The organism is Streptomyces sp. NPDC002577, from assembly GCF_053594815.1.
The window spans coordinates 83936-105288 of the sequence record NZ_JBSFWK010000020.1 but is presented as its reverse complement, the minus strand read 5'-3'; the positions used below and the strand labels follow the sequence as shown (position 1 = coordinate 105288).

General features: G+C 69.6%; 21 protein-coding genes. 5 read left to right on the top strand and 16 right to left on the bottom strand.

The window, feature by feature from the left end; all coding sequences use genetic code 11:
* The first annotated feature begins 153 nt into the window (after positions 1–153).
* From ACWD4J_RS24405 to ACWD4J_RS24395, 3 genes are all read left to right on the top strand, one after another.
* Complete coding sequence (locus ACWD4J_RS24405) at positions 154–663, top strand: thioesterase family protein (protein WP_451397550.1); 510 nt, start codon at positions 154–156, stop codon at positions 661–663.
* Positions 664–898: 235 nt separating this feature from the next.
* A complete protein-coding gene (locus ACWD4J_RS24400) occupies positions 899–1693 on the top strand; it encodes an enoyl-CoA hydratase-related protein (protein ID WP_451397549.1) in 795 nt (264 codons plus the stop codon).
* A gap of 1 nt (position 1694) precedes the next feature.
* The gene (locus ACWD4J_RS24395) at positions 1695–2828 is read left to right on the top strand and encodes an acyl-CoA dehydrogenase family protein (RefSeq protein ID WP_451397548.1); all 1134 of its coding nucleotides are present in this window, start codon (positions 1695–1697) and stop codon (positions 2826–2828) included.
* Between the two features lie 107 nt (positions 2829–2935).
* Here ACWD4J_RS24395 and ACWD4J_RS24390 read toward each other — a convergent pair whose 3' ends face one another.
* The 16 genes from ACWD4J_RS24390 to ACWD4J_RS24315 form a co-directional block, all read right to left on the bottom strand.
* Complete coding sequence (locus ACWD4J_RS24390) at positions 2936–3949, bottom strand: hypothetical protein (RefSeq protein WP_451397547.1); 1014 nt, start codon at positions 3947–3949, stop codon at positions 2936–2938.
* Positions 3946–5013, bottom strand: coding sequence for a phosphotransferase family protein (locus tag ACWD4J_RS24385; RefSeq protein WP_451397546.1), 1068 nt, complete (start codon positions 5011–5013; stop codon positions 3946–3948). The genes ACWD4J_RS24390 and ACWD4J_RS24385 overlap by 4 nt, the downstream gene beginning before the upstream one ends.
* A 9-nt stretch (positions 5014–5022) precedes the next feature.
* Positions 5023–5838: an enoyl-CoA hydratase/isomerase family protein gene (locus ACWD4J_RS24380; protein WP_451397545.1), complete on the bottom strand. Its 816-nt coding sequence runs from the start codon at positions 5836–5838 to the stop codon at positions 5023–5025.
* Between the two features lie 29 nt (positions 5839–5867).
* A complete protein-coding gene (locus ACWD4J_RS24375) occupies positions 5868–6680 on the bottom strand; it encodes an enoyl-CoA hydratase/isomerase family protein (protein WP_451397544.1) in 813 nt (270 codons plus the stop codon).
* A 37-nt stretch (positions 6681–6717) separates the two neighbouring features.
* On the bottom strand, positions 6718–7902 hold the full coding sequence (locus ACWD4J_RS24370; protein ID WP_451397543.1) for a CaiB/BaiF CoA transferase family protein: 1185 nt from the start codon (positions 7900–7902) through the stop codon (positions 6718–6720).
* A 97-nt stretch (positions 7903–7999) separates the two neighbouring features.
* Positions 8000–8848: a PaaI family thioesterase gene (locus tag ACWD4J_RS24365; protein WP_451397542.1), complete on the bottom strand. Its 849-nt coding sequence runs from the start codon at positions 8846–8848 to the stop codon at positions 8000–8002.
* A 79-nt stretch (positions 8849–8927) separates the two neighbouring features.
* Entirely contained in the window at positions 8928–9716 is a 789-nt protein-coding gene (locus tag ACWD4J_RS24360; RefSeq protein WP_451397541.1) for an enoyl-CoA hydratase/isomerase family protein, read from the bottom strand.
* Between the two features lie 178 nt (positions 9717–9894).
* Positions 9895–10653, bottom strand: coding sequence for an SDR family NAD(P)-dependent oxidoreductase (locus ACWD4J_RS24355; RefSeq protein WP_451397540.1), 759 nt, complete (start codon positions 10651–10653; stop codon positions 9895–9897).
* Positions 10654–10681: 28 nt separating this feature from the next.
* On the bottom strand, positions 10682–11626 hold the full coding sequence (locus ACWD4J_RS24350; RefSeq protein ID WP_451397539.1) for a hydroxymethylglutaryl-CoA lyase: 945 nt from the start codon (positions 11624–11626) through the stop codon (positions 10682–10684).
* Positions 11623–12861: an acetyl-CoA hydrolase/transferase family protein gene (locus tag ACWD4J_RS24345; protein ID WP_451397538.1), complete on the bottom strand. Its 1239-nt coding sequence runs from the start codon at positions 12859–12861 to the stop codon at positions 11623–11625. Before ACWD4J_RS24345 ends, ACWD4J_RS24350 begins: the two co-directional genes overlap by 4 nt.
* On the bottom strand, positions 12861–14048 hold the full coding sequence (locus ACWD4J_RS24340; protein WP_451397537.1) for a thiolase family protein: 1188 nt from the start codon (positions 14046–14048) through the stop codon (positions 12861–12863). Before ACWD4J_RS24340 ends, ACWD4J_RS24345 begins: the two co-directional genes overlap by 1 nt.
* Complete coding sequence (locus ACWD4J_RS24335) at positions 14048–14797, bottom strand: SDR family NAD(P)-dependent oxidoreductase (RefSeq protein ID WP_451397536.1); 750 nt, start codon at positions 14795–14797, stop codon at positions 14048–14050. Before ACWD4J_RS24335 ends, ACWD4J_RS24340 begins: the two co-directional genes overlap by 1 nt.
* Positions 14797–15963, bottom strand: coding sequence for an acyl-CoA dehydrogenase family protein (locus ACWD4J_RS24330; RefSeq protein ID WP_451397535.1), 1167 nt, complete (start codon positions 15961–15963; stop codon positions 14797–14799). Before ACWD4J_RS24330 ends, ACWD4J_RS24335 begins: the two co-directional genes overlap by 1 nt.
* 58 nt (positions 15964–16021) lie before the next feature.
* Positions 16022–17089, bottom strand: a complete 1068-nt coding sequence (locus ACWD4J_RS24325) for an acyl-CoA dehydrogenase family protein (RefSeq protein ID WP_451397534.1) — start codon at positions 17087–17089, stop codon at positions 16022–16024.
* Positions 17090–17268: 179 nt separating this feature from the next.
* Positions 17269–19203, bottom strand: coding sequence for an AMP-binding protein (locus tag ACWD4J_RS24320; protein WP_451397533.1), 1935 nt, complete (start codon positions 19201–19203; stop codon positions 17269–17271).
* 1 nt (position 19204) lies between these two features.
* Positions 19205–20380, bottom strand: a complete 1176-nt coding sequence (locus ACWD4J_RS24315) for an acyl-CoA dehydrogenase family protein (protein ID WP_451397532.1) — start codon at positions 20378–20380, stop codon at positions 19205–19207.
* Positions 20381–20448: 68 nt separating this feature from the next.
* Here ACWD4J_RS24315 and ACWD4J_RS24310 point away from each other — a divergent pair, with 68 nt between their 5' ends.
* A complete protein-coding gene (locus ACWD4J_RS24310; protein ID WP_451397531.1) occupies positions 20449–20895 on the top strand; it encodes an FAS1-like dehydratase domain-containing protein in 447 nt (148 codons plus the stop codon).
* The gene (locus tag ACWD4J_RS24305) at positions 20892–21314 is read left to right on the top strand and encodes a MaoC family dehydratase (protein ID WP_451397530.1); all 423 of its coding nucleotides are present in this window, start codon (positions 20892–20894) and stop codon (positions 21312–21314) included. The genes ACWD4J_RS24310 and ACWD4J_RS24305 overlap by 4 nt, the downstream gene beginning before the upstream one ends.
* Positions 21315–21353 lie beyond the last annotated feature (39 nt).

Genomic DNA, 21353 nt, shown 5'->3' with positions numbered 1-21353 from the left:
CGGCCTTCCGCTGCCGCACCCGCGGTCACGCCGCCTCGAGTTCCGGCAGGGTCAGCCGTCGTGCATCCCCGCCGATCACACCCGGTCAATGGGCTCGCTGCTTAACGGCTCCGCCTCAATAGCGGGAGTCGGCGGGCGGCACCGGAGGAACGTGTGACGAACCAGATGCCCATACCGTCGTTCGACCAGGTGATGGAGCTGCCCGCCTGGATGAACGCCACCGCGACACCGGACTTCATCGACCAGAACGGCCACATGAACATCCGCCACTACCTCGAGCTGGACGCGCGCAGCACCTCGCTGCTGTGCGAGGAGGTCGGCATCGACGACAGCTACCGGGCGAACCGGCGTATGGGCGTCTTCACAGCCGAGCATCACCTTCGGTACTACAGCGAGATGCACGAGGGCGAGAAGCTCTCCGTGCACACGCGCGTGCTGGCAAGGTCGGCCAAGGCGATGCACATGATGGCGTTCCTCCTCGACCGCACCCATGAACGCCTGGCCCACACGCTCGAGCTGGTGCTCGTCCACGTCGACCTGGACACCCGCCGGGCGACTCCCATCCCGGACGACATCGCCGCCGGGTTCGACCGCCACATCGCCGAGGACGCCGGCCTCGACTGGCCGGCACCGGTGTGCGGCGTCATGGGCATCAGGAGCTGATCCACCACACTCGACTTCACAGCACTCCCCCGGAGCCGGCGCCTCAGCGCCGGCTCCTCGTCGTCTCCGGCAACGGCACTGTGACGACGTCACCAAGAGCCGGGTGAGCAGCAGAAATCTGGGGGTTGATAACGATCGTTCACAGCCATAGAGTCTAATGGTCAGGCCGAAAAGGCCGACGCTGCTCATCCCACGCCGACTCCACGTCGGCCGTACGCAGAGAGGATCGAGGCCAATGGACGACTTCACCGACATCACGTACGAGGTCGAGGACGGTCTCGCCTGGATCACCATCAACCGTCCCGAGCGGTACAACGCCTTTCGCGCGCGCACCGTGGACGAGCTCGTGATGGCCTTCAAGCGGGCCTGGGCCAGCGACGAGGTCGGCGTGGTCGCGCTCACCGGCGCCGGAGACAAGGCCTTCTGCGCCGGTGGTGACCAGAAGCAGCGCATGGAGACCGGCGACTACGGCCCGTCGCAGAGCGGTCTGTTCGAGGTCGACGCGCTGCACCGGGTGATCCGGGACACGCCCAAGCCGGTCATCGCGGCGGTGAACGGTCTGGCCATCGGCGGTGGTCACGTGTTGCACGTGCTGTGCGACCTGACGATCGCCGCGGACACCGCGCAGTTCGGCCAGAACGGCCCCCGCGTCGGGTCGTTCGACGCCGGCCTTGGCTCCGGCTACCTGGCTCGCGTGGTCGGTGAGAAGCGGGCCCGCGAGATCTGGTTCATGCTCCGCCGGCTCAGTGCGCAGGAGGCCCTCGACTGGGGCCTGGTCAACAAGGTTGTTCCGGCGGACCAGTTGCGCGCCGAGGTGCGCGCGTGGGCCGACCAGATGTTGCAGTTCTCGCCGACCGCACTCAAGGTGCTCAAGCAGTCGATGAACACGGACACCGAGCACTTCGTCAGCATCGGCTCGATGGCCTACACCACGCTCAAGCTGTTCGGCGAGACTCCCGAGGCCGAGGAAGGCATCAGGGCCTTCAACGAGAAGCGTCAGCCCGACTTCACCAAGTACCGGGGTGCCTGAGATGCAGTTGAGCAAGGAGCAGAAGCAGTTCGCTGAGGCCATCCGCGAGTTCTCCCTCCAGGAGTGCGGCACCCTGGCGCAGCGTGACGCCGTCACCGAGGGCGGCACGCTGTCCAACAGCCCGCAGATCCTGGCCAGGCTCGCCGAGCTCGGCTGGCTGGGTGTGTCTCTGCCGGACGAGTACGGCGGCGGCGGCGCGGGCTTCGTCGACGAGTGTGTGTTCCTGGAGGAGACCTCTCGGGGGCTGCTGCCCATCACGGGGTACTCGACCGGCTTGACCGCGGCGCAGACCTACATGCGGTGGGGGTCGGAGGAGCAGAAGAAGACCATCGTGTCCAACCTGGTCGCCGGCAAGCTCGAGGCGATCGCGTTGAGCGAGCCGGGTGCGGGCTCGGACCTGGGCGGGGTGCGCGTACGGTCCACGCGGGACGGCGACACGTACGTCATCAACGGCCAGAAGACGTGGATCTCCGCCGCGCACGTGGCCGAGCACCTGCTGGTGCTCACCCGCGAGGACAGCAGCGGCACCAAGCACGAGGGGCTCACCCTGCTCATGGTGCCGACGAACACGCCGGGCCTGGACATCCGTGGCATCGAGACGATGGAGGCGCACACCTGCAACGACGTCTTCTTCACCGACGTCCGGGTGCCGGCGTCCGCCGTGGTGGGCCAGCCGCGCAATGCCTGGAAACAGCTCATGCGGGGGCTCAGCGTGGAGCGGCTCATCATCGCGGCGATGAGCCTGGGCGCGGCCCAGCGTTCGCTCGACGACGTGATCGCCTATGTCGGGGAGCGTGAGCAGTTCGGACGCAAGATAGGGAGCTTCCAGGCGCTCCGTCACCGGATCGCCGACCTTGCGACCGACATCGAGTTCGCCCGGGCGTTCGTCTACGACGCCGCCGGTCGGGTCGACGCCGGGCAGGAGGACGACCTCGCCCGTGAGAGTGCGATGGCCAAGATGCGCTGCACCGAGATCGCGAAGAACACCGCCCTGGAGGCCATGCAGATGATGGGTGGCTACGGCTACGCCCGGGAGTACGGCATGGAAGGTCAGGTCCGCAGGGCGTTGGCGCCGCCGATCTACGGCGGTGCCAACGAGATCCAGCGGGAGATCATCGCCAAGAGCCTTCTCTGATACGTACGGCAAGGGCCCTGCTCCGCTCAGCGGTGCAGGGCCCTTTTGCTTGCTGTGTCGGCCTGGCTGGTCAGCGCCATGCCGACCGGTCAGTGCAGAGCCGGCCGTCAGTGCAGTGTCGGCTGGTAGGTGTACGACCGGCTGCGGGTCAGCGCGAACTCGAAGATGCCCCGGCCCGGGGTGCCGTTCCAGTTGAACGATGCCAGCCGGTCGGTCAGAGCGGAGTCCAGCGTGCGGGGAGACACCGACCCGTCGAGCGGGTAGATATCGTGCTCGATGTGGTCGCGCCCTGCGGGTCGGCCGTGGTGACCGCCGTATCCGCCACCGGACATGTAGCCACCGCCGGCGGAGGCGTCGGTGTCCACCAGGTACACGGCGCCGCTTTCGGTGGTCACCTCCACCGTGCCGCCCTTCAGGTCCAGGTTGTCATCGAACTGCAGGTCGTGGCGTACGTTCACGATGTGGTCGAGCTCGCCGCTCTCGTGCATCACGGCGCCCTCCAGGAGCAGCCGTTCGTGCTGCCGGGTCTCCACGAGGAGGAAGCCGATCGAGCGGTCGGGGAACTGGGCCTGGTACCAGATGTGCAGCCCCTGGCCCCCGGACATCGTGCGCACGCCCCGGGAGCGGTCGCGCTGGCCGTACCAGCCGTCGATCCGCTGCTGCCGGCCGTCGATGGTCAGCGCCCCGGTGTAGTACCCGGACTGGAAGAGGTGCGCGAAGGACGAGGGTGTTCCGTCGTTGTTGGTCACGCTGACCTCGCCGGTCCACGCCGGTGTCCGGGCGCGCCAGGTGAGGTCGAACTCCATTCCGGTCGGGTTGGGGCCGAGCGCGATCTGCCAGGTCTTCATCGGCTCCACCACCTTCCAGGAGAGCGGCCCGGCGCTCCCGCCGTCGGTGGCGCTGAGCTCGGTGGAGAAACGGACGTTCCGCTGCTCGGTGTCGGTGGCCAGGATCGCGAAGCCGTCCACCACGTCCTTCGGGGGGTAGATGCCGAGCCCGAGGAGGATCGACGGGGACGATGCGTCCACCGGGTGGAGGTTGAACACGAACCGGTCGAAGAACCGCTCGGGGAGGCCGGGGGTGTCCGGCGCCACGAGTGCGTCGTGGAAGGTGTCCGTCATCGTGTCTCCTCGGTGAGCTCGTCTTCGGGTGCGGCCGGTGGCTCGTCTAGCCCGGCGATCCGGTGCGCCGCCTCCAGGAAGGACTGCACCAGCCGCTGGTCGGCGTAGTACGGGTCGCCCACGCCCCGCACGGTCCGGCGGCGGCTGTACTCGTAGAGCGCCGCGAGCTTCCACAGCGCGAGGGCGGTGTACCAGTCCAGGTTCGACAGGTCGCGCCCGGTGCGGTCGGCGTACCTGTCGGCGAGTTCCTTGCGGGTCGGGTATCCGTCCTCGAGCATCGCGGTGCCCAGGTCCTCGGTCGGCGTGCGCGGGCTGTCCGCCTCGGGCACCGAGGCCAGGAAGTACCCGACGTCGAACAGCGGGTCGCCGATGGTGGCAAGCTCCCAGTCGAGTACGGCGGCGATGCGGCCCGGGGCTTCCGGCGCGAGGACCACGTTGCCGATCCGGTAGTCGTTGTGCACGATCGCGGCACCCGACTCCGGGGGTACGTGCGCGGCGAGCCAGGCCTCGATGACCGCGAAGTGCGGCGGTGGAGTGCCGTCCGCATCGGCGACCAGCCGTCCCATCCGGCGCAGGTGGCGTGCGTTGAAGCCCTCCGGCCGGCCCATGTCGCCGAGGCCGGCGGCACGCCAGTCGACCGCGTGCAGGTCGGCAAGGGTGTCGATGAGGGCCTCGCCGATCTGGCGCCGGGTTCCGGCTCGGTGGAGAGGCGCGGGGGTTGATGTGGTCACCACGGGGCCGTCGGCGAAGCTCATGACGTAGAAGGGCACGTCGATCACCTCGCCCGCCTGCGCCGTGGCGAGCACGGTGGCCACCGGCACCGGGGTGTCCCGCAGGGCGTCCACGAGCCGTGCCTCGCGCAGCATGTCGTGCGCTCCCGGCGGCGTCGGCGGTGGCGGCGGGCGGCGTACGACCACCCGGTTGACGCCGTCGGACACCACGAACGTGAGATTCGAGTGACCGTCACCGATCCGTCTGACGTCGAGCTCGCCCTCGCACAGGCCGCGCTCGCGCAGGAACCAGGCGAGGGCATCGAGGGTCTCCGGTGTCCACTCTGCGGTCATGCCGGTCCTTCACTTTCCTGTGAACTGGGGTGCGCGCTTCTCCTTGAAGGCGGCCAGTGCCTCGGGCATGTCCTCGGTGCGCGACATCAGCGCCTGGCCGCGGTTCTCCAGCTCGAGCGCGGCCGCGTAGGAGGTGATCTCCTGGTTGCGCTGGATGGCGCGCTTGGACATGCGCACGCCGCCCGGCGAGTTGGTGGCGATGAGCCGGGCCATCGCGACCGCCTCGTCGAGCAGTTGCTCGGTCGGCACCATCCGGTTGGCCAGCCCGATCCGCACCGCTTCCTCAGCGCCGACGAAGCGGCCGGTGTAGCCGATCTCCGCGGCGCGGCCGGGCCCCACGAGGCGACTGAGGTTGTACGACGTGCCCAACTCGCCCATGGACAGGCCCACCTTCACGAAGGCGGCACTGAACTTGGCCGTCGGCGCGACGAGTCGGATGTCAGCGGCCAGGGCCAACGCCAGCCCGCCGCCGGTGGCCGCGCCGTGGACGGCCGCGATCACCGGGAAGGGCAGATGCCGGATCGCCTGGATGCCGCCGGTGGCGGTCTCCTGGAACTTGAGGAACTCCCGCACACCCATGTGCGTGATGACCTCGATCTCGTCGAGGTCGAAGCCGGCGCAGAACGCCCGCTCCCCCGCCCCGGTGAGGATCAGTGCGCGCAGGCCGCTGTCCCGCAGCGCGCGGGCGGCGGTGCCGTACTCGGTGAACATCTTCACCGTCTGCGAGTTCATCCGCTCCGGGCGGTTGATCCGCAGCACGGCGATGTCGCCGTCGAGCGGTTCGACCGTCAGGGTCTCGAGCTCGGGCAGGTCCAGGGTCGCCATGGTCGGTCCTTCGGTCGTCGTCATCGTCGTCAGCGCCCGGTGAAGACCGGCTCGCGCTTCTCCTTGAAGGCGGCCAGCGCCTCGGGCATGTCCGCGCCCCTGGTCAGCAGCGCCTGACCGCGGTTCTCCAGCTCCAGCGCGGCGGCGTACGAAGCCGTCTCCATGTTGGCCTGCAGCGCCCGCTTGGAGAGCTGTACGCCGCCCGGGGAGTTGGCAACGATCGAGCGGGCGAGCGCGAGGACGTCGTCGAGGAGGGCGTCGGGCTCGCTGACGCCGTTCACCAGCCCGAGATCGAGTGCTTCGTCCGCGTGGACGAAGCGGCCGGTGAAGCAGATCTCGCTGGTGTGGGCAGGGCCGATCAGCCTGGTCAGCAGCCAGGACGCGCCCAGGTCCCCGGCGGAGAGGCCGATGCGGACGAAGGCGGCGTTGAACTTGGCGTTCTGGGCAGCCAGTCGGATGTCGGCGGCCAGTGCGAGCGACAGACCACCCCCCGCGGCAGGTCCGTTCACCGCCGCGATGACCGGTACGCGCATCGAACGGACCGCCAGAAGCGCACGCGCCGCGCGCTCCTGCTGGTCGAGCATGCCGAGCGCACCGAGGTTCGGCAGGTCGTCGGCGTCGGCCAGGTCGTAGCCGGCACAGAACGCCTGGCCCGCCCCGGTGAGGATCACGACCCGGCAGTCGTCCTCGTCGTCGAGCTCGACCGCCATGCGCTCGAGCTCGACGAACATCGTGTTCGTCATCGCGTTGTACCGGTCGGGCCGGTTCAACGTGACCACGACGACACCGGGTGAGCGCTCTTCCAGGCTGATCGTCTCGTACGGCGTGTCCACGCTCTTCATCAGTGCTCCTTGCTCCGCGGTGCGATGTGGGGACGGGTCAGGGCGTGGTGCCGCGCACGGCGCCGGCGGCCTCCCAGGCGGCCACGGTCTGCTCCGGAACGCCCCATGTGGTGAGTGCCTCACGTGTGTGCTCTCCGGGCGCCGGCGGGGGGAGGTCGACGGTCGCGGTCGTCCGGCTGAAGCGTGGCGCGGGGGCGGGCTGGGTGAGCCCGTCGACCTCGATGAAGGCTCCGCGCGCAAGGTTGTGCGGGTCCCTGGCCGCCTCTTCCGGCTCGAGGACGGGGGTCAGGCAGACCTCCCGGCCCTCGGCCCGCGCCACCCACTCGTCCCGGGTACGGGTGCGGATCGCCTCGGCGAAGATCTCCTTCATCCGGGGCCACCGCGACCGGTCGTTCTGCGGAGGCAGTTCGTCGGCCTTCAGGCCGAGGAGGTCCAGGAGATCCGCGTAGAAGTGCGGTTCCATGCTGCCGACCGCCACCCATGTGCCGTCGGCGGTCTCGTAGGCGTCGTAGTAGGGGGCGCCGCTGTCCACGATGTTGGTGCCGCGCTCGCGCCAGGCCCCGGTCTGCCGGTAGCCGAAGAACGCCGTGGCCAGCAGAGCGGCGCCGTCGCACATGGCGGCGTCGATGACCTGGCCCTTGCCCGAGGAGCGGGCCTCCCAGAGCGCTGCGAGGATCCCGAGTGCCAGCAGCATGCCACCGCCGCCGAAGTCCCCGACGAGGCTCAGCGGCGGGGTCGGCGGCTGTCCGGCACGGCCGATCAGCGAGAGGACGCCGCTGTGCGCGACGTAGTTGATGTCGTGTCCGACGGTCTGCGCCATCGGCCCGTCCTGGCCGAATCCGGTCATCCGCCCGTATACGAGGCGGGGGTTGCGCGCGTGGCAATCCGCGGGGCCTATCCCGAGCCGCTCGGTGACGCCGGGGCGGAAGCCCTCGATGAGCGCGTCGGCCTGCTCCACCAGCGACAGCACGACCTCCGGGCCGTCGGGGTGCTTGAGGTCGACGGCGACGGAACGACGCCCGCGGTGCAGCAGCTCCGTGCGGAAGTCCGCGTTGGGGCCGACCAGTGTGGCGCCCTGTGCACGGTCGACGCGGATCACGTCGGCGCCCAGGTCGGCCAGCAGCATCGCGCAGAACGGCCCAGGCCCGATGCTGCCGATCTCGACGACCCTCATGCCGGCCAGGGGCCCGGTGAACGATCGTTCCGGGTGGTGCCGCGTCATCTGCTCAACTCCCTCGGAGCGTAGGCCACGTGTCAACGGTCAGCCCGAATGGGCGGGATGTGCTGGTCCCGGGAGCGGGCGGGCCCGGCCCCCGGGGTCATGTACGCGCGGCGGCCGTGACCGTGGCGATCGTGCACGGCTTGCCGGCCTCGTTCGTGGCCGTCACGCTCACCACCGCGAAACTGCGCCCGGAGTGCGCCACGGAGGCCTCGAACCGCACCGTGGTGCCCAGAGGTATGGGACGCGTATAGGCGATGTGGAGGGACGCCGTGTCGGACGGCCGCCCGGCAGCCTCGAGCGCGGCGTGCGCCACGATGTCCGAGGCGCACAGCGCGATTCCCCCGTGCAGGTTGTGGAGCGGGTTGACCAGTTCCTCCGCCGCGAGGAGGTCCAGCTCTGCGCCGTTGTCGGTGGTCTTCACCTGCGTGCCGAGCAGTTCCAGGAGGTCTTCCGCGCTCTGCCGCATGCCACCGTCGTCCATGCCCGGGGCTGCGGCACTCTCGTCCACCGGCGACGCAGCGGGCAGGTCCTGCACCCACCGGCCGTGCTGGCGGCACGCGGCGACGAGCCTGCCCCTGGCGTCGACGACCGAGCCGGAGGAGATCCCTCCCCGGGAGTCGGAGTGGAGGATGCGCGCCTCGGCGGAGAGCAGGGACCCGTCGGTCGGAAGAGGTCCGCAGACGTCGATCGATATCTCGGAGCTCACCGACCAGTGATCCACCGGACGGTCGAGCATGATGGCATAGCCCAGCGCATCGTCGACCAGCACACCCAGCGCTCCGTATACCGACCGGCCCGCCGGACCGATCAGCCACGAGCCCGTCGGCATGGAGCTCGAGACGACTCCCCCTTCGGACGCCACCCGCGCGACCTTGAACGAGCGCTCGGGTCCACTGTCCACGACGAGCAGGGCCTGCCGCCGTCTGGAGTTCTCGGTCGTCGTCACTGGATTCAGCCGTCCGTCTCGTTCAGGCCGCGGGGCATGCGCGCGGTGTGGTCAGTCCGTCGGGGTGATGTCTCCGGGGTCAGGCGAAGTCCGGGCGGCGCTTCTCGATGAAAGCGGTGATGCCCTCGGCGGCCTCGCCGTCCTCGAACAGGGCCTGCTCCTGGGCCACTTCGTAGGCGAAGCCCTCCTCGATCGGCAGGTCGAAGGCCGCGTCGACGGTGCGGACGACGGCGAGCTGCGCCGGCAGCGAAGCGGCGACCAGCTCCTCGGCGAGCGACAGTGCCTCCTTGACGACATCGCCCTCGGCGAGCCGGTCCACGAGGCCGATGGCGAGCGCCTCGGACGCCGGCACCTGCCGGGCGGTGAGCATGATGTCGAGCGCGCGACCGCGGCCGACCAGCCGCGGGAGGCGCTGCGTGCCGCCGGCGCCCGGGATGAGGCCGATCTTCACTTCCGGCAGGCCGTACCTGGCCCGGGGGCCGGAGACCCGCATGGTGCACGCCATGGCCAGCTCCAGGCCACCGCCGAGAGCCAGTCCGTCGACGGCGGCGATGGAGAGGAACGGCGCCGCTGCGAGGCGGTCGTTGACCGCGCGCATCTGGTCGCCGTACGCCGTGAACGACTCGGCGTCGATCTTCGAGAGGTGCTTGATGTCGGCACCGGCCGCGAAGAAGCCGTCGAGAGCCGACGAGACGATCATGACTTTGACGTCCCCGGCCGCCTCGGCCGCGTCGATGGCGGCGTGCATGCCGTTGAGAATCGGCAGGCCGAGGGCGTTGGCCGGCGGCCGCGCCATGGTCACGTGGACGATCCCCGGCGCCTCCCGCTTCCAGGTGACGACGTCGTGAGGCTCGTTCCGTTCGACCATTGGTTGCTCACCTCTTCTATTTCATATCTATGGTCTGACCATATCAATCGAGTGGGTCGCCGTCGAGGGGGTGCTGGTGGGTGGGACCGAGCGGCCATACACACGCACTACCCGCTCACGTGGCGCGTGCCGGACCCTCCCGAGGGTCCGGCACCCTGCGACACCGCACCGCCGAGGCTCAGGCCATGGTGAGTCCGCCGCTGACCGACAGGGTCTGGCCGGTGATGAAGCCGGCCGCGTCGGAGGCGAAGAAGGCGACGGCGGGCCCGATGTCCTCGGGGGTGCCGAGCCGCTTCATCGGCACGGCGCGGGTCATGCCGCCGATCACCTTCTCGGCGTCCTGCCCGGCCCCGTCGATGAACTTGCGCAGCGCCGGAGTGTCCGTCGGGCCGGGGCAGACGGTGTTGGCGGTGATGCCCTTGGTGGCCACCTCACGGGCGAGCGTCTTGGTGAAGGCGATGATGCCGCCCTTGGAGCCGGAGTAGACGGCCTCCAGCGATGAGCCCACCCGGCCCGCGTCCGAACCGATGTTGACGACCCGGCCGAAGCCGCGCTCCATCATGCCCGGGACGACCGCCTTGATGACGCGGAGCGCGCCCTTGAAGTTGACGTCGAGGATCTTGTCCCAGAACTCCTCGGTGGTCTTGACGAACGGCATGAAGTCGTCCCAGCCGGCGTTGTTGACGACGACCTCGACCGGGCCGAGTTCGTCCTCGACCGTGCGCACCGCCGCCTCGACCGAAGCGGTGTCGGTGACGTCGACCTCGACGGCGATGGCGGTGCCGCCCGCTCCGGTGATCTCCTTGGCGGTCTGGGTGGCTGTCTCGAGGTTCATGTCGGCGATGGCCACCTTGAACCCCTGAGCCCCGAGCGTGGTGGCGATGCCCTTGCCGATGCCCTGGGCGCCCCCGGTGACGAGTGCGACGCGGTTGCTCATTGCGATATCTCCTGTTGGCGTGGGTGGTTCAGCCGGCGGCCGGGGTCCAGAGGACGGGCCCGGCGACGATCGAATGGCTGGTCAGCTTGCGGCCGAGGACGGCCTGCGCCTCGCGCGCGGCCCCGATGACCTTCTCCAGGTCGAGGCCGGTCTCGACGCCCATCTCGTGGAACATGCTCACCAGGTCCTCGGTGGCGATGTTGCCGGTGGAGCCGGCCGGGACCGGGCAGCCGCCGAGTTCACCGAAGCTCGACTCGAAGCTGGTGCAGCCGGCTTCGAGGGCGGCGTAGGCGTTGGCCAGGCCCTGTCCGCGGGTGTTGTGGAAGTGCGCGGTCAGCTCGACCTGCGGCAGCCGCTCCACGGCGGCGGTGAAGAACTGCGACACATAGGCCGGGTTGGCCATCCCGGTGGTGTCCCCGAAGCCGATCTCGGTCGCACCGGCCGCCGCGAACTCCTCGGCGAGACCGAGTACGCGCTCCATGGGGACCTTGCCCTCGTAGGGGCACCCGAACGAGGTGGCGATCACCGCGCAGAACTTCAGGCCCTCGGCGACGATCCGCTTGCCCATCACCCTGACGTCGGCCATCGTCTCTTCGACGGTCCGGTTGATGTTCTTCCTGTTGTGGGTCTGGGACGCGCTGACGAACAGGGTGGCGGCCTCGAAGAGGTCGCGCACCTTCAACGCGTTGTCGAGCCCCCTGCTGTTGGGGATCAGCACCATCCGCTCGACGTCGTCGGGCAGATCGATGCCCTCCAGCACCTCGATCCCGTCGCTGAGTTGCGGGATGACGTCGGGCCGGACGAAGCTCGCCACCTCGATCCGTGTGAAGCCGGCCCGCCCGAGTGCGTTGATCAGCTGGATCTTGTCGGCGGTCGGGATCGTCTCCGGTTCGTTCTGGAATCCGTCGCGGGGACCGACCTCACGGATGTGTACGCGCCGGGTCTCACCCGGAGTGCGGTTGTCCTGTGTCATCTCGGCACCTCCTGCTCCACGAGGCTTCTCTCCAGCCTCTCTCTGTGCTGGGGCGCGGCCACCTCCATCAGGCGACGGGCCCGTTCGGCCACGGTGCAGCCGGTGAGCATCGCGACGCCGTGCTCGGTGACGACCGCGTCGACGTCGACGCGCGCGGTGGTGACGACGCCACCGTCCAGCACCGGCTTGATCGTCGACTCGCCGGCCGACTCCGAGCGCAGGGCGATGACCGACCGGGCACCGGTCAGCGAGGCCGCGCGGCTGAAGTCGACCTGTCCGCCCACCGCGCCGATGTGCACGCCCCGGCGCAGCTCCGCGCCGACCTGGCCGAGCAGGTCGACCTCGATGGCGGAGTTGACCGAGACCAGCGACCGCAGCCGGGACAGCACCGCCGGGGCGTGGGTGTAGCTCGCCGCCCGAAACTCGACGGGGAACTCGGGCAGCCGGTCGTACATCGAGGCGCTCCCCAGCGCCGCACCCGTGACCACCAGCCCCGGATCGATCTCCTTCCTGGCACCGGTCACCACGCCCTTCTCGATCAGAGAAAGGACGCCGTCGGTGATCATCCCGGTGTGGAAACCCAGGTCGACGTGGCCGGACAGCGCATCGAGCACCGCGTTGGGCAGCGAACCGACGCCCATCTGCAGGGTGTCGCCGTCATCGACGAGGCCGGCGACGTGCTCGGCGATGGCACGCTCGACGGCGTCCGGAGCCCGGGAGGGTGCCTCCCGCAGCGGACGCTCGGTCTCCACCGTGGCCGCGAAAGCGCTGAGCGGCAGCCGGTCGGTGCCGACGGTCCGCGGCATCCGGTGGTTGATCTCGGCGATGAGTGTCCTGGTATGCCGCAGGGCGTCGGCGACGTACTCGACGCCGATCCCGAGCGAGACCATGCCGTCCTCGTCCGGAGGGGAGACCTGCAACAGGCCCACGTCGCAGGGCAGGCGGCCTTCGGCGAACATCCTCGGCAGCGCCGAGTAGTGACAGGGCACCACCTCGAGCTGCCCGTGCTTGCTCAGCCCGCTCAGCCGGCCGAGCCCGCCGTACGACAGGACGGTGAGGGACTCGGGCAGGTCTCCGGCGAGCCGCTCGTTCCAGGTGAGGCCGGAGAAGGCACGCACAGGGCCGATGCTGTCGGCCTGGTCGAGCAGGGCGTTGACCAGCGGTTCGGGCTCGGCGCCGCCCTGCCCCCACCAGACGCCGTCGCCGGCCTTGATGTACGGAGTCAGGTCGAGCATCAGCCGACCCGCTGCACGAGCGTTGCGGTGCCGAGGCCACCGCCGCAGCACATCGTCACCAGGCCGATCTCGACGTCCCGGCGCTCCATCTCGGAGATGAGCGTGCCGAACAGCCGCGAGCCGCTGGCGCCCACGGGGTGACCCAGGGCGATCGCCCCGCCGTTGACGTTGACCTTGTCCATGTCCGGGCTCAGCTCCCGCTCCCAGGCCAGGACGACGGAGCTGAACGCCTCGTTGATCTCGATCAGGTCGATGTCGCCGATCGACATGCCGTTGCGCTCGAGCAGCTTCCGGGTCGCGGGGATCGGACCGGTGAGCATGATGACCGGGTCGACGCCCACCGTGGTCTGGTCGAGGATCCGGGCGCGTGGGCGCAGCCCGTGGCGCTCGGCTGCCGCGCGGGAGGCCAGCAGCACCCCGGCCGCACCGTCGGAGATCGGTGAGGAGCTGCCTGCGGTGATCCGGCCGTTCTCCCGGAAGACGGTCTTGAGCCCCGCCAGCGTCTCCATCGAGGTTTCCGAGCGGATGGTCTGGTCGCTGACCCGCTTTTCGCCGGCGAGTTCCAGCGGGATCATCTCCCGGTCGAAACGGCCGGCGGCGACCGCCTCGGAGGCCAGCCTGTGCGAGCGGACAGCGAACTGGTCCATTTCCTCACGGGAGATGTTCCAGCGGTCGGCGATCAGCTCGGCGCTCTCCCCTTGCGGTACGAAGTCGTAGCGGGCTCTCAGTTCCGCCGGCCAGGGATCGCCGTACAACTCGGAGATCTTGGCCGGGGAGTTCATCGGCACATGTCCCATGTGCTCGACTCCGCCGGCGATGACCACGTCGTGGGTACCGGACGACACCAGAGCGGCCGCCATCTCGACCGCGGTCTGGGCGGAACCGCAGCGGCGGTCCAGCACCGTCGCAGGGACCTCCGGCGGGTAGCCGGCCTGCAGCCAGGCATTGCGGCCGATGTTGCGGGACTGCTCACCGAACGGCGCCGTGCAGCCGATGACGAGGTCCTCGACCGCCTCGGGCGCCAGGCCCGTGCTCTCGAGCAGCGCGGTGTAGACGGCGCCGAGCATGTCGTTGGGGTGGGTGTCCCGGAACCAGCCGCGTTCGGGGTGTGACTTGCCCATCGGGGTGCGCAGCGCTTCGACGACCAGCGCTTCGCGGCCGGTGCCGATGAAGGGGTTGGTGGGCATCAGATGACCGTCCCGCCGTCGACCGGCAGCACCTGGCCGGTGATGTACGACGCCGCGTCCGACGCGAAGAACACGAAGCTGCCGGCGATCTCGTCCGGATAGGCCCAGCGTCCCAGCGGGACGCGCGCCAGGGTCATCGCTGCGAGCTTGTCGTTGCTACGGATGTTCTCGGTCATCGAGGTCGCGGCCAGCGGGGCCAAGGCGTTGACCGTGATCTGCTTCTTCGCCAGCTCCCGGGCCAGGGACTTGGTGATCCCCACGATGCCGGCCTTGGCCGCTCCGTAGTTGACCTGTCCGATCGTGCCGACGAGCCCGGCGGCCGAGGTGACGTTGATGATCCGGCCGGTGCCGTCCGTGGCGAGGAAGGGAAGCGCCGCCTGGCTGACGGTGAAGGTCCCGCCGACGTGGATCCCGAGGACGAGGTCGAACTGGCCGGCCGTCATCTTCGGGAACATCGCGGGCGCGATGGCGCCGGCGTTGTTGACCAGGATGTGGAGCACGCCGCCGGTAAGGTTGGCGGCCTGCTCGGCGGCCTGGGCGGCCTGCTCCGCGTCGCGGACGTCGACCCTGGCCGACTCCGCCCGGCCACCGGCCTCCACGATCTCCTGTGCCACCGACGCGGCGGCGTCCTTGTCGAGGTCGGTGACGACGACGGCCGCCCCGGCCTTGGCGAACGCCTTGGCGACCGCGGCGCCGATGCCGTTTCCCGCTCCGGTGACGAGGGCGCTGCGCCCTTCTAGAGAGAACATCAGTAGCTCCTGGGAAGTCCGAGAACGTGCTCGCCGAGGAAGTTCAGGACCATCTCCTGGCTGAGCGGGGCGATCCGGGTGAGCCGCGCCTCACGGAAGTACCGCGCGACGTGGTACTCCTCGGAGTAGCCCATGCCGCCGTGGGTCTGCAGCGCGCGGTCGGCCGCCTGGAAACCGGCATCCGCGCAGAGGTACTTGGCGGTGTTCGCCTCGCGCGCGCACGACTTGCCGTGGTCGTAGAGCCACGTCGCCTTGCGCAGTACGAGCTCCGCGGCGTCGAGCCGGGCCAGTGAGTCGGCCAGCGGGAACTGCAGCCCCTGGTTCATCCCGATGGGCCGGCCGAAGACCTCCCGCTCGTTGCCGTACTGGACGGCTCGGCGCAGTGCGGCTCGGCCAATGCCTAGGGCCTCAGCGGCGACCAGCATCCGCTCGGGGTTGAGTCCGTCGAGGAGGTACTTGAAGCCCTTGCCCTCTTCGCCGACGCGGTGTTCGACAGGGATGCGCAGGTCGTCGATGAAGAGCTCGTTCGAGGTGACCGCGTTCCGACCCATCTTCCTGATCGGCCGGATGTCGACGTGGTCGCGGTCGAGGTCGGTGAAGAACAGGGTCAGCCCGTCGGTCTTCTTCGGCGAGTCCTCGAACTTCGTGGTGCGGGTCAGCAGCAGGATCTTCTCCGACTCCACCGCCTTGGAGATCCACACCTTGCGGCCGTTGACGACGTAGTCGGAACCGTCACGCCGGGCGAAGGTGGTGATCCGCGTGGTGTCGAGCCCGGCACCAGGCTCGGTGACACCGAAGCACACGTGGAGGTCGCCGTTGACGATCCTGGGGAGGTTCTCCTTCTTCATCTCCTCCGAACCGTGCACGATCACCGGGTGCATCCCGAAGATCGACAGATGCATGGAGCTGGCACCGTTCATACCCGCGCCGGAGGCAGCGACCTCCTCGAGCAGCAGCGACGCCTCGGTGATGCCGAAGCCGTGCCCGCCGTACTCCTCCGGAGTCGTGATGCCGAGCCAGCCGCCGTCCGCGAACGCTTGGTAGAACTCCGTGGGGAACTCGTGAGCTGCGTCCTTCTCCATCCAGTACTGGTCATCGAACCTGGCGGCCAGCTCACGGACCGCCTTGCGGATGGTCTGCTGGTCCTCCGTGAGCTCGAAGTCCACGGTGCTCACATCCTTTCCGGAGTGCTAATTGGCAGGACTGTATCAAAAGGACTGACCATTAGACGAGGGCCAGTCCATCCGCGATGCGCTCGTTCCAGACCGCCGGGGCGCCGAAGAGCTTCTCGTCGAGCTTCGACCGCTTGAAGAAGAGCTGCAGGTCGTGCTCCCACGTGTAGCCGATCGCACCGTGCAGGGTGAGCGCGCTGTCGGCGCCGCGGGCACCTTCGGCGGTGACCTGAGCCTTGACGGCTGCCGCGTGCAGCAACGCCTGCGGGTCGCCGCCTTCCACCGACGCGGCGGCGAAGTAGACCGCCGATCGGGCCGCTTCGACGCCGACGAGGATGGTGGCGGCCGCATGCTTGACCGCCTGGAACGAGCCGATCGGGACCCCGAACTGGTGGCGCTGCTTGCTGTACTCAACGGCGAGGTCGAGCATGCGCTCGGTGGCGCCCAGCGAATCGGCAGCGACCAGGACGGCTGCTCGGGCCGACGCCTGCCGCAGCACGTCGACCGCGTCGACGTCCAGCCGCACCGACGGCACCCGGTCGAGCGTCACGTCGGCGACCGATCGGGAGCGGTCCAGCAGAGGTCGCGCGGCGAGGCCGACTCCCGGGGCGGCCGCCTCGACGAGCCTCAACTCCCTGGCGTCGCCATCGCCGACGGGTACGACGAACCATGTGGCGGTGTCACCGGCCAGCACCCGGTGCGCCCTGCCGGTGACCGCACCCTCGGCGTCGACCCACAGCGTCGAGGCCTCATCGGGCACCGCCTCGGCCGGGACCAGCAGGGCCACCGTCTCGCCGGCCAGCGCCGCCTCGACCAGGTCCATGCGTCCTGAAAGGGCCGGCACGGCCAGCACCGTGGCCAGCCAGGGGGCCGACGGGGCCGCGGCACCGGCAAGCTCCTCGGCGGTCAGCGCGAGTTCGACCAGGCCGCCTCCCTGGCCGCCGAGCTCCTCAGGAAGGCCGACCCCGGCCCAGCCGTCGGCGACGAAGCGCGATTCGAAGGCCGAGTCGTCCTCGGTGTCGAGCCACCGGCGTACCGTCGCGGAAGGCGCCACGTCGGCCAGCCAGCCCCGGAACGTCTTCTGGTACGCGTCCTGCTCCTCGGACAGCTTCCACTGCATGACTTGTCCTCTCCCGGGCGCCCCGTCGGTCCGGCTGACGAGGCGGACATCCGCAAGATCAGGTATGGGTAAGGGGTACGAGGCGATCTAGGCGACCCCGGGGCGTCGGCACACCTGGCGGCCGTGGCATGGAGGTGGCCGACCACACGGCGGCCGACGGGCCCCCACGAAGTGACCGTTCACCGAAGTCCCTTGACTCGCAGTCGGATTGCCTCGACCGCCTCCGGGTTCTCCGCGCCCGACAGGTCACCCGGGTCCGCGCCGAGCACCGCCGCCCGGACCGCACGCCGAAGGATCTTCGCCGACCGGGTCTTCGGAAGCTGATCGACCCTGATCACCCGAGAAGGCGCGAACGGCTTGCCGACCTCCTCGGCGACGCACTGACCCAGCCGCGTCGACACCGTCGCGTCGTCCTCGGCGTCGGCCCGCGGGACGTAGAAGGCCCACACCGCCTCCCCCTTCTTGGCGTCCGGGATGCCGACGACCGCGGACTCGGCGACCGCCGGGTCGGCCGCGAGCACCGACTCGATCTCGGCCGGTGCGACGCGCTTGCCGGCCACGTTCATCACGTCGTCGGAGCGGCCGAGGATGAACCAGCCACCCTCCCCGTCGACCAGGGCGTAGTCACCGTGCCGCCACATGCCGGAGAAGGTGGACCAGTACGCCTCGCGGTAGCGCTCGTCGTCGTTCCAGACGCCCCGGGTCATCGCCGGCCACGGCTGGCGGCACACCAGCTCGCCGACGCTGCCCCTCAGGGGTTGGGCGTCGTCGTCCACCACGTCGACGTCCATGCCGAGCGCGGGCCCGCCGAGCGAGCAACTGTGGATGTCCTCGACCGGGTAGGGACTCAGGAACGAGCCGCCGACCTCTGTGCCGCCGGAGAAGTTGATGACCGGGACGCGGCTGCCGAACACGTCGCGGGCCAGCCATTCGTAGGACTCCGGGTCCCACGGCTCGCCGGTCGACCCGAGCACCCGCACCGAGGAAAGGTCCGCGGCCGGCACGTCCTGGGACACCGCCCGCAGTGTCCGGATCAGCGTCGGGGACACACCGAGCATCGACACCTGGTGCCGCTCGACGAGCTGCCAGAGCCGGTTCGTGTCGGGTACGTCGGGCGAACCCTCGTACAGGGCCAGCGTGCCGCCGTTGGCGTGCGTGCCGAAGATCGACAGCGGGCCCATGATCCAGCCCATGTCGGTGATCCAGCAGAACGTACGGCCGGGCGTGATCTCGAATCCGTACGCCACCTCACTGGCGGTCTTCAGCAGGAACCCGGCATGAGTGTGGACCGCTCCCTTGGGCTTGCCGGTGGTACCGGAGGTGTAGGCGAGCAGCAGGACGTCCGAGGCGGATACGCCCTCGACCTCCGGGTCGGGCTCGGCGTCGAGGAGTTGCTGCCAGGGAATCTCCCGGCTCTCCTTCAAGGAGAGCGGCTCACCCAGGTTGTTCACGACCACGACGAGCTCCACGCCGGGGCATGACTCCAGCGCCTCTTCCAGCTGCGGGAGCATGCTCGCGGTTTTGCCGCGGCGGATGGTGCCGTCGGCGGTGATGACCGCCTTGGCGTGCGCGTCCTGGATGCGCGAGGCGATCGCGGTGGGCGCGAAACCGGAGAACAACGGCACCGCCATCGCACCGATGCTCGCCACGGCGTACATCGCCACGACGGCCTCGGGAGTCATCGGCAGGTAGATCGCGACCGCGTCGCCCTTGCCGATGCCCCGTGCGCGCAGGCCCGCACGGGCCCGGGCCACCTGCTCGTCGAGCTCGGCGAAGGTCAGCCGGCGCACCGTGCCGTCCTCGGATTCGTGCACAATGGCGAGGCTCTCGGGCGTCGTACGGGCCCAGCGGGTCAGCGCCGCGTCGATGATGTTGATCCGGCCGCCGGTGAACCAGTCGGGGTACTCGATGCCACCGCTGAGATCGACCACGTCCGTGTACGGCGTGCGGAACTCGATGTCGAGGTCCTTGACCACCGCGTCCCAGAAGCATCCGATGTCGGCCACCGACCGGGCGCGCAGCTCGTCCGCGGTGGACACGTCCAGCGTACGCATGAGGCGGGCGACGTTGGAGTTCTCCAGATAGTCCTGCGACGGGTGCCAGGTGTAGGCCATGTCAGCTCCTCGGCATGCCGAGAATCCGCTCGGCGACGATGTTGCGCTGGATGAAGGTCGAGCCGCCGGCGATCGCGGTTCCCCGTGACTGGTTGGCGAGCCGCAGCCACCGCTGCGCCTCGGCGTGCTCGTCGTCGAGACCGAACTGGTCGCCCAGCGGTTCCAGGGACAGGCGGAAGTCGGCGAGGTCTTCCACGAGGGGGCAGAAGTAGAGCTTTCCGATCGACGTCACCGGCCCGGGCGGCCCGTCGGACACCGCTCCGGAGATCACCCGCTGACTGATCGTGCGGTGCACCAGCGCGCGTGCCCACAGGTCGGCGACCTTCTGCCGCACGTGGGGGTCGGCGCCGAGGCGGCTGCCGTCGGCGGACTTCTTGGCGCGGACGTCGGCGATGATGTCCTCGATCGCCTTGGTGGTGTTGACCCGGCCGGTGGCGATGGCGACCCGCTCGAAGGCCAGGGTCGCCATGGCGACCTTCCAGCCGCCGTCGACCTCGCCCACCACCGCGTCGTCGGGCACGAAGACGTCGTCGAGGAACACCTCGTTGAACTCCGCCTCCCCGAGCATGTGCGCGAGCGGCCGGACAGTGACACCTTCGCTGTCCATGGGCAGCAGGAAGTAGGTGATCCCCTTGTGGCGCTCACCGCCGCCGGTGCGCGCCAGCAGGATCGCGTGGGCCGCCAGCTGCGCGCGGCTGGTCCAGATCTTCTGCCCCTGGATCCGCCAACCGCCGTCCACCTTGGTCGCCTTGGTACGCAGCGATGCCAGGTCGGAGCCGGAGTCCGGCTCCGAGAACAGCTGGCACCAGATCTCCTCGCCGGTCAGGATCGGCCGCAGGTAACGCTCCTTCTGCGCGTCGGTGCCGAAGTGCGCGATGGTCGGCCCGGCGAAGTCCTCGCCGATGGTGTTGAGGCGCTCGGGGGCGCCGGCGTGATCGCACTCCTCGGTGAAGATCGCGCGCATCCGCTCGTCCAGCCCCTGGCCGCCGTACTCCTTCGGCCAGGTGAGACCGGCGTAGCCGGCGTCGAAGAGCATCCGCTGCCACTGACGCCAGAAGGGTGCCTTCTCCACCAGGTCGGCCGGCTCCGGCCAGGGAAGCTCGGGGAGGCCGCTTTGGAGCCAGGTCAGGACGTCGTGCCGGAAGCGGGCCTCATCAGGAGCGTCGGACAGGTCCATGGTCACCACCTTGGAGGTCGATTTTTCAAACTGTACTATAGGTCAGACCAAAAACAAGGAGTCCTCCGATGACTGATCTGATCGGCACCGTCGTCGACCGCGTGGCCTTCGGCGTCGAGCGGGGCAAGATCCATGAGTTCACCCGCGCGACGTTCGCCGAGGACCCCGCGCACACCGACCGGAACCTCGCCGTCCGCAGCGGCTTCCCCGACGTCCTCGCGACCGGCACCCATGTGGTGGTGTCCGGCCACCACCGGGACCAGCGCGGCTTCGTGGAGCAACTCGGCCTGGAGCTGAGCCGCGTCGTGGTCGGCTCCGTGAACTGGCGCTACCGGCGACCCCTTGTCGCCGGCGACGAACTGCGGGGCACCCGCCGCGTGGTTGCCGACGAGACCCGGGAAGGACGCCGCGGAGGCACCATGCGCCTGATCACGTTGGAGACCGAATACGTCGATCAGCACGGCGAGGTCGCCATATCCCAGCGAGAGGTGCTGATCGAGAGGGGAAAGGCATGAGAACACCGGCCAAGACGTATGTGGGCGACCGGCCCGCGCCACGGAGCATCGGACCCGTCACCCAGACCGACGTCGTGCGCTTCGCCGGCGCGGGCGGCGACTTCAATCCGCTGCACCACGACCCGCAGTTCGCCGCTTCGGCCGGGTTCGACCGGCCGATCGCCATGGGGCAGATGACGGCGGGGCTGCTCGCCGCATGGCTCACCGACTGGTGCGGCGTGGAGAACCTGCGGGAGTACGACGTCCGCTTCACCGCACCCTTGTCGATCGGCGATGTCCTCGAACTGTCCGGAGAGGTCACCTCGCTCGAGCAGCCCCGCGGAGGCGGCCTCGCCCTGGCGACGCTGGAGTTGGCCGCGACCAGGGACGGCACGGCGCTCATTTCAGGGCGCGCGGTGGTGGCGGTCCTCGTCGACTGAGCGTCGCGGCGCACCGTGTCGGACATGGCAGTGGCCACC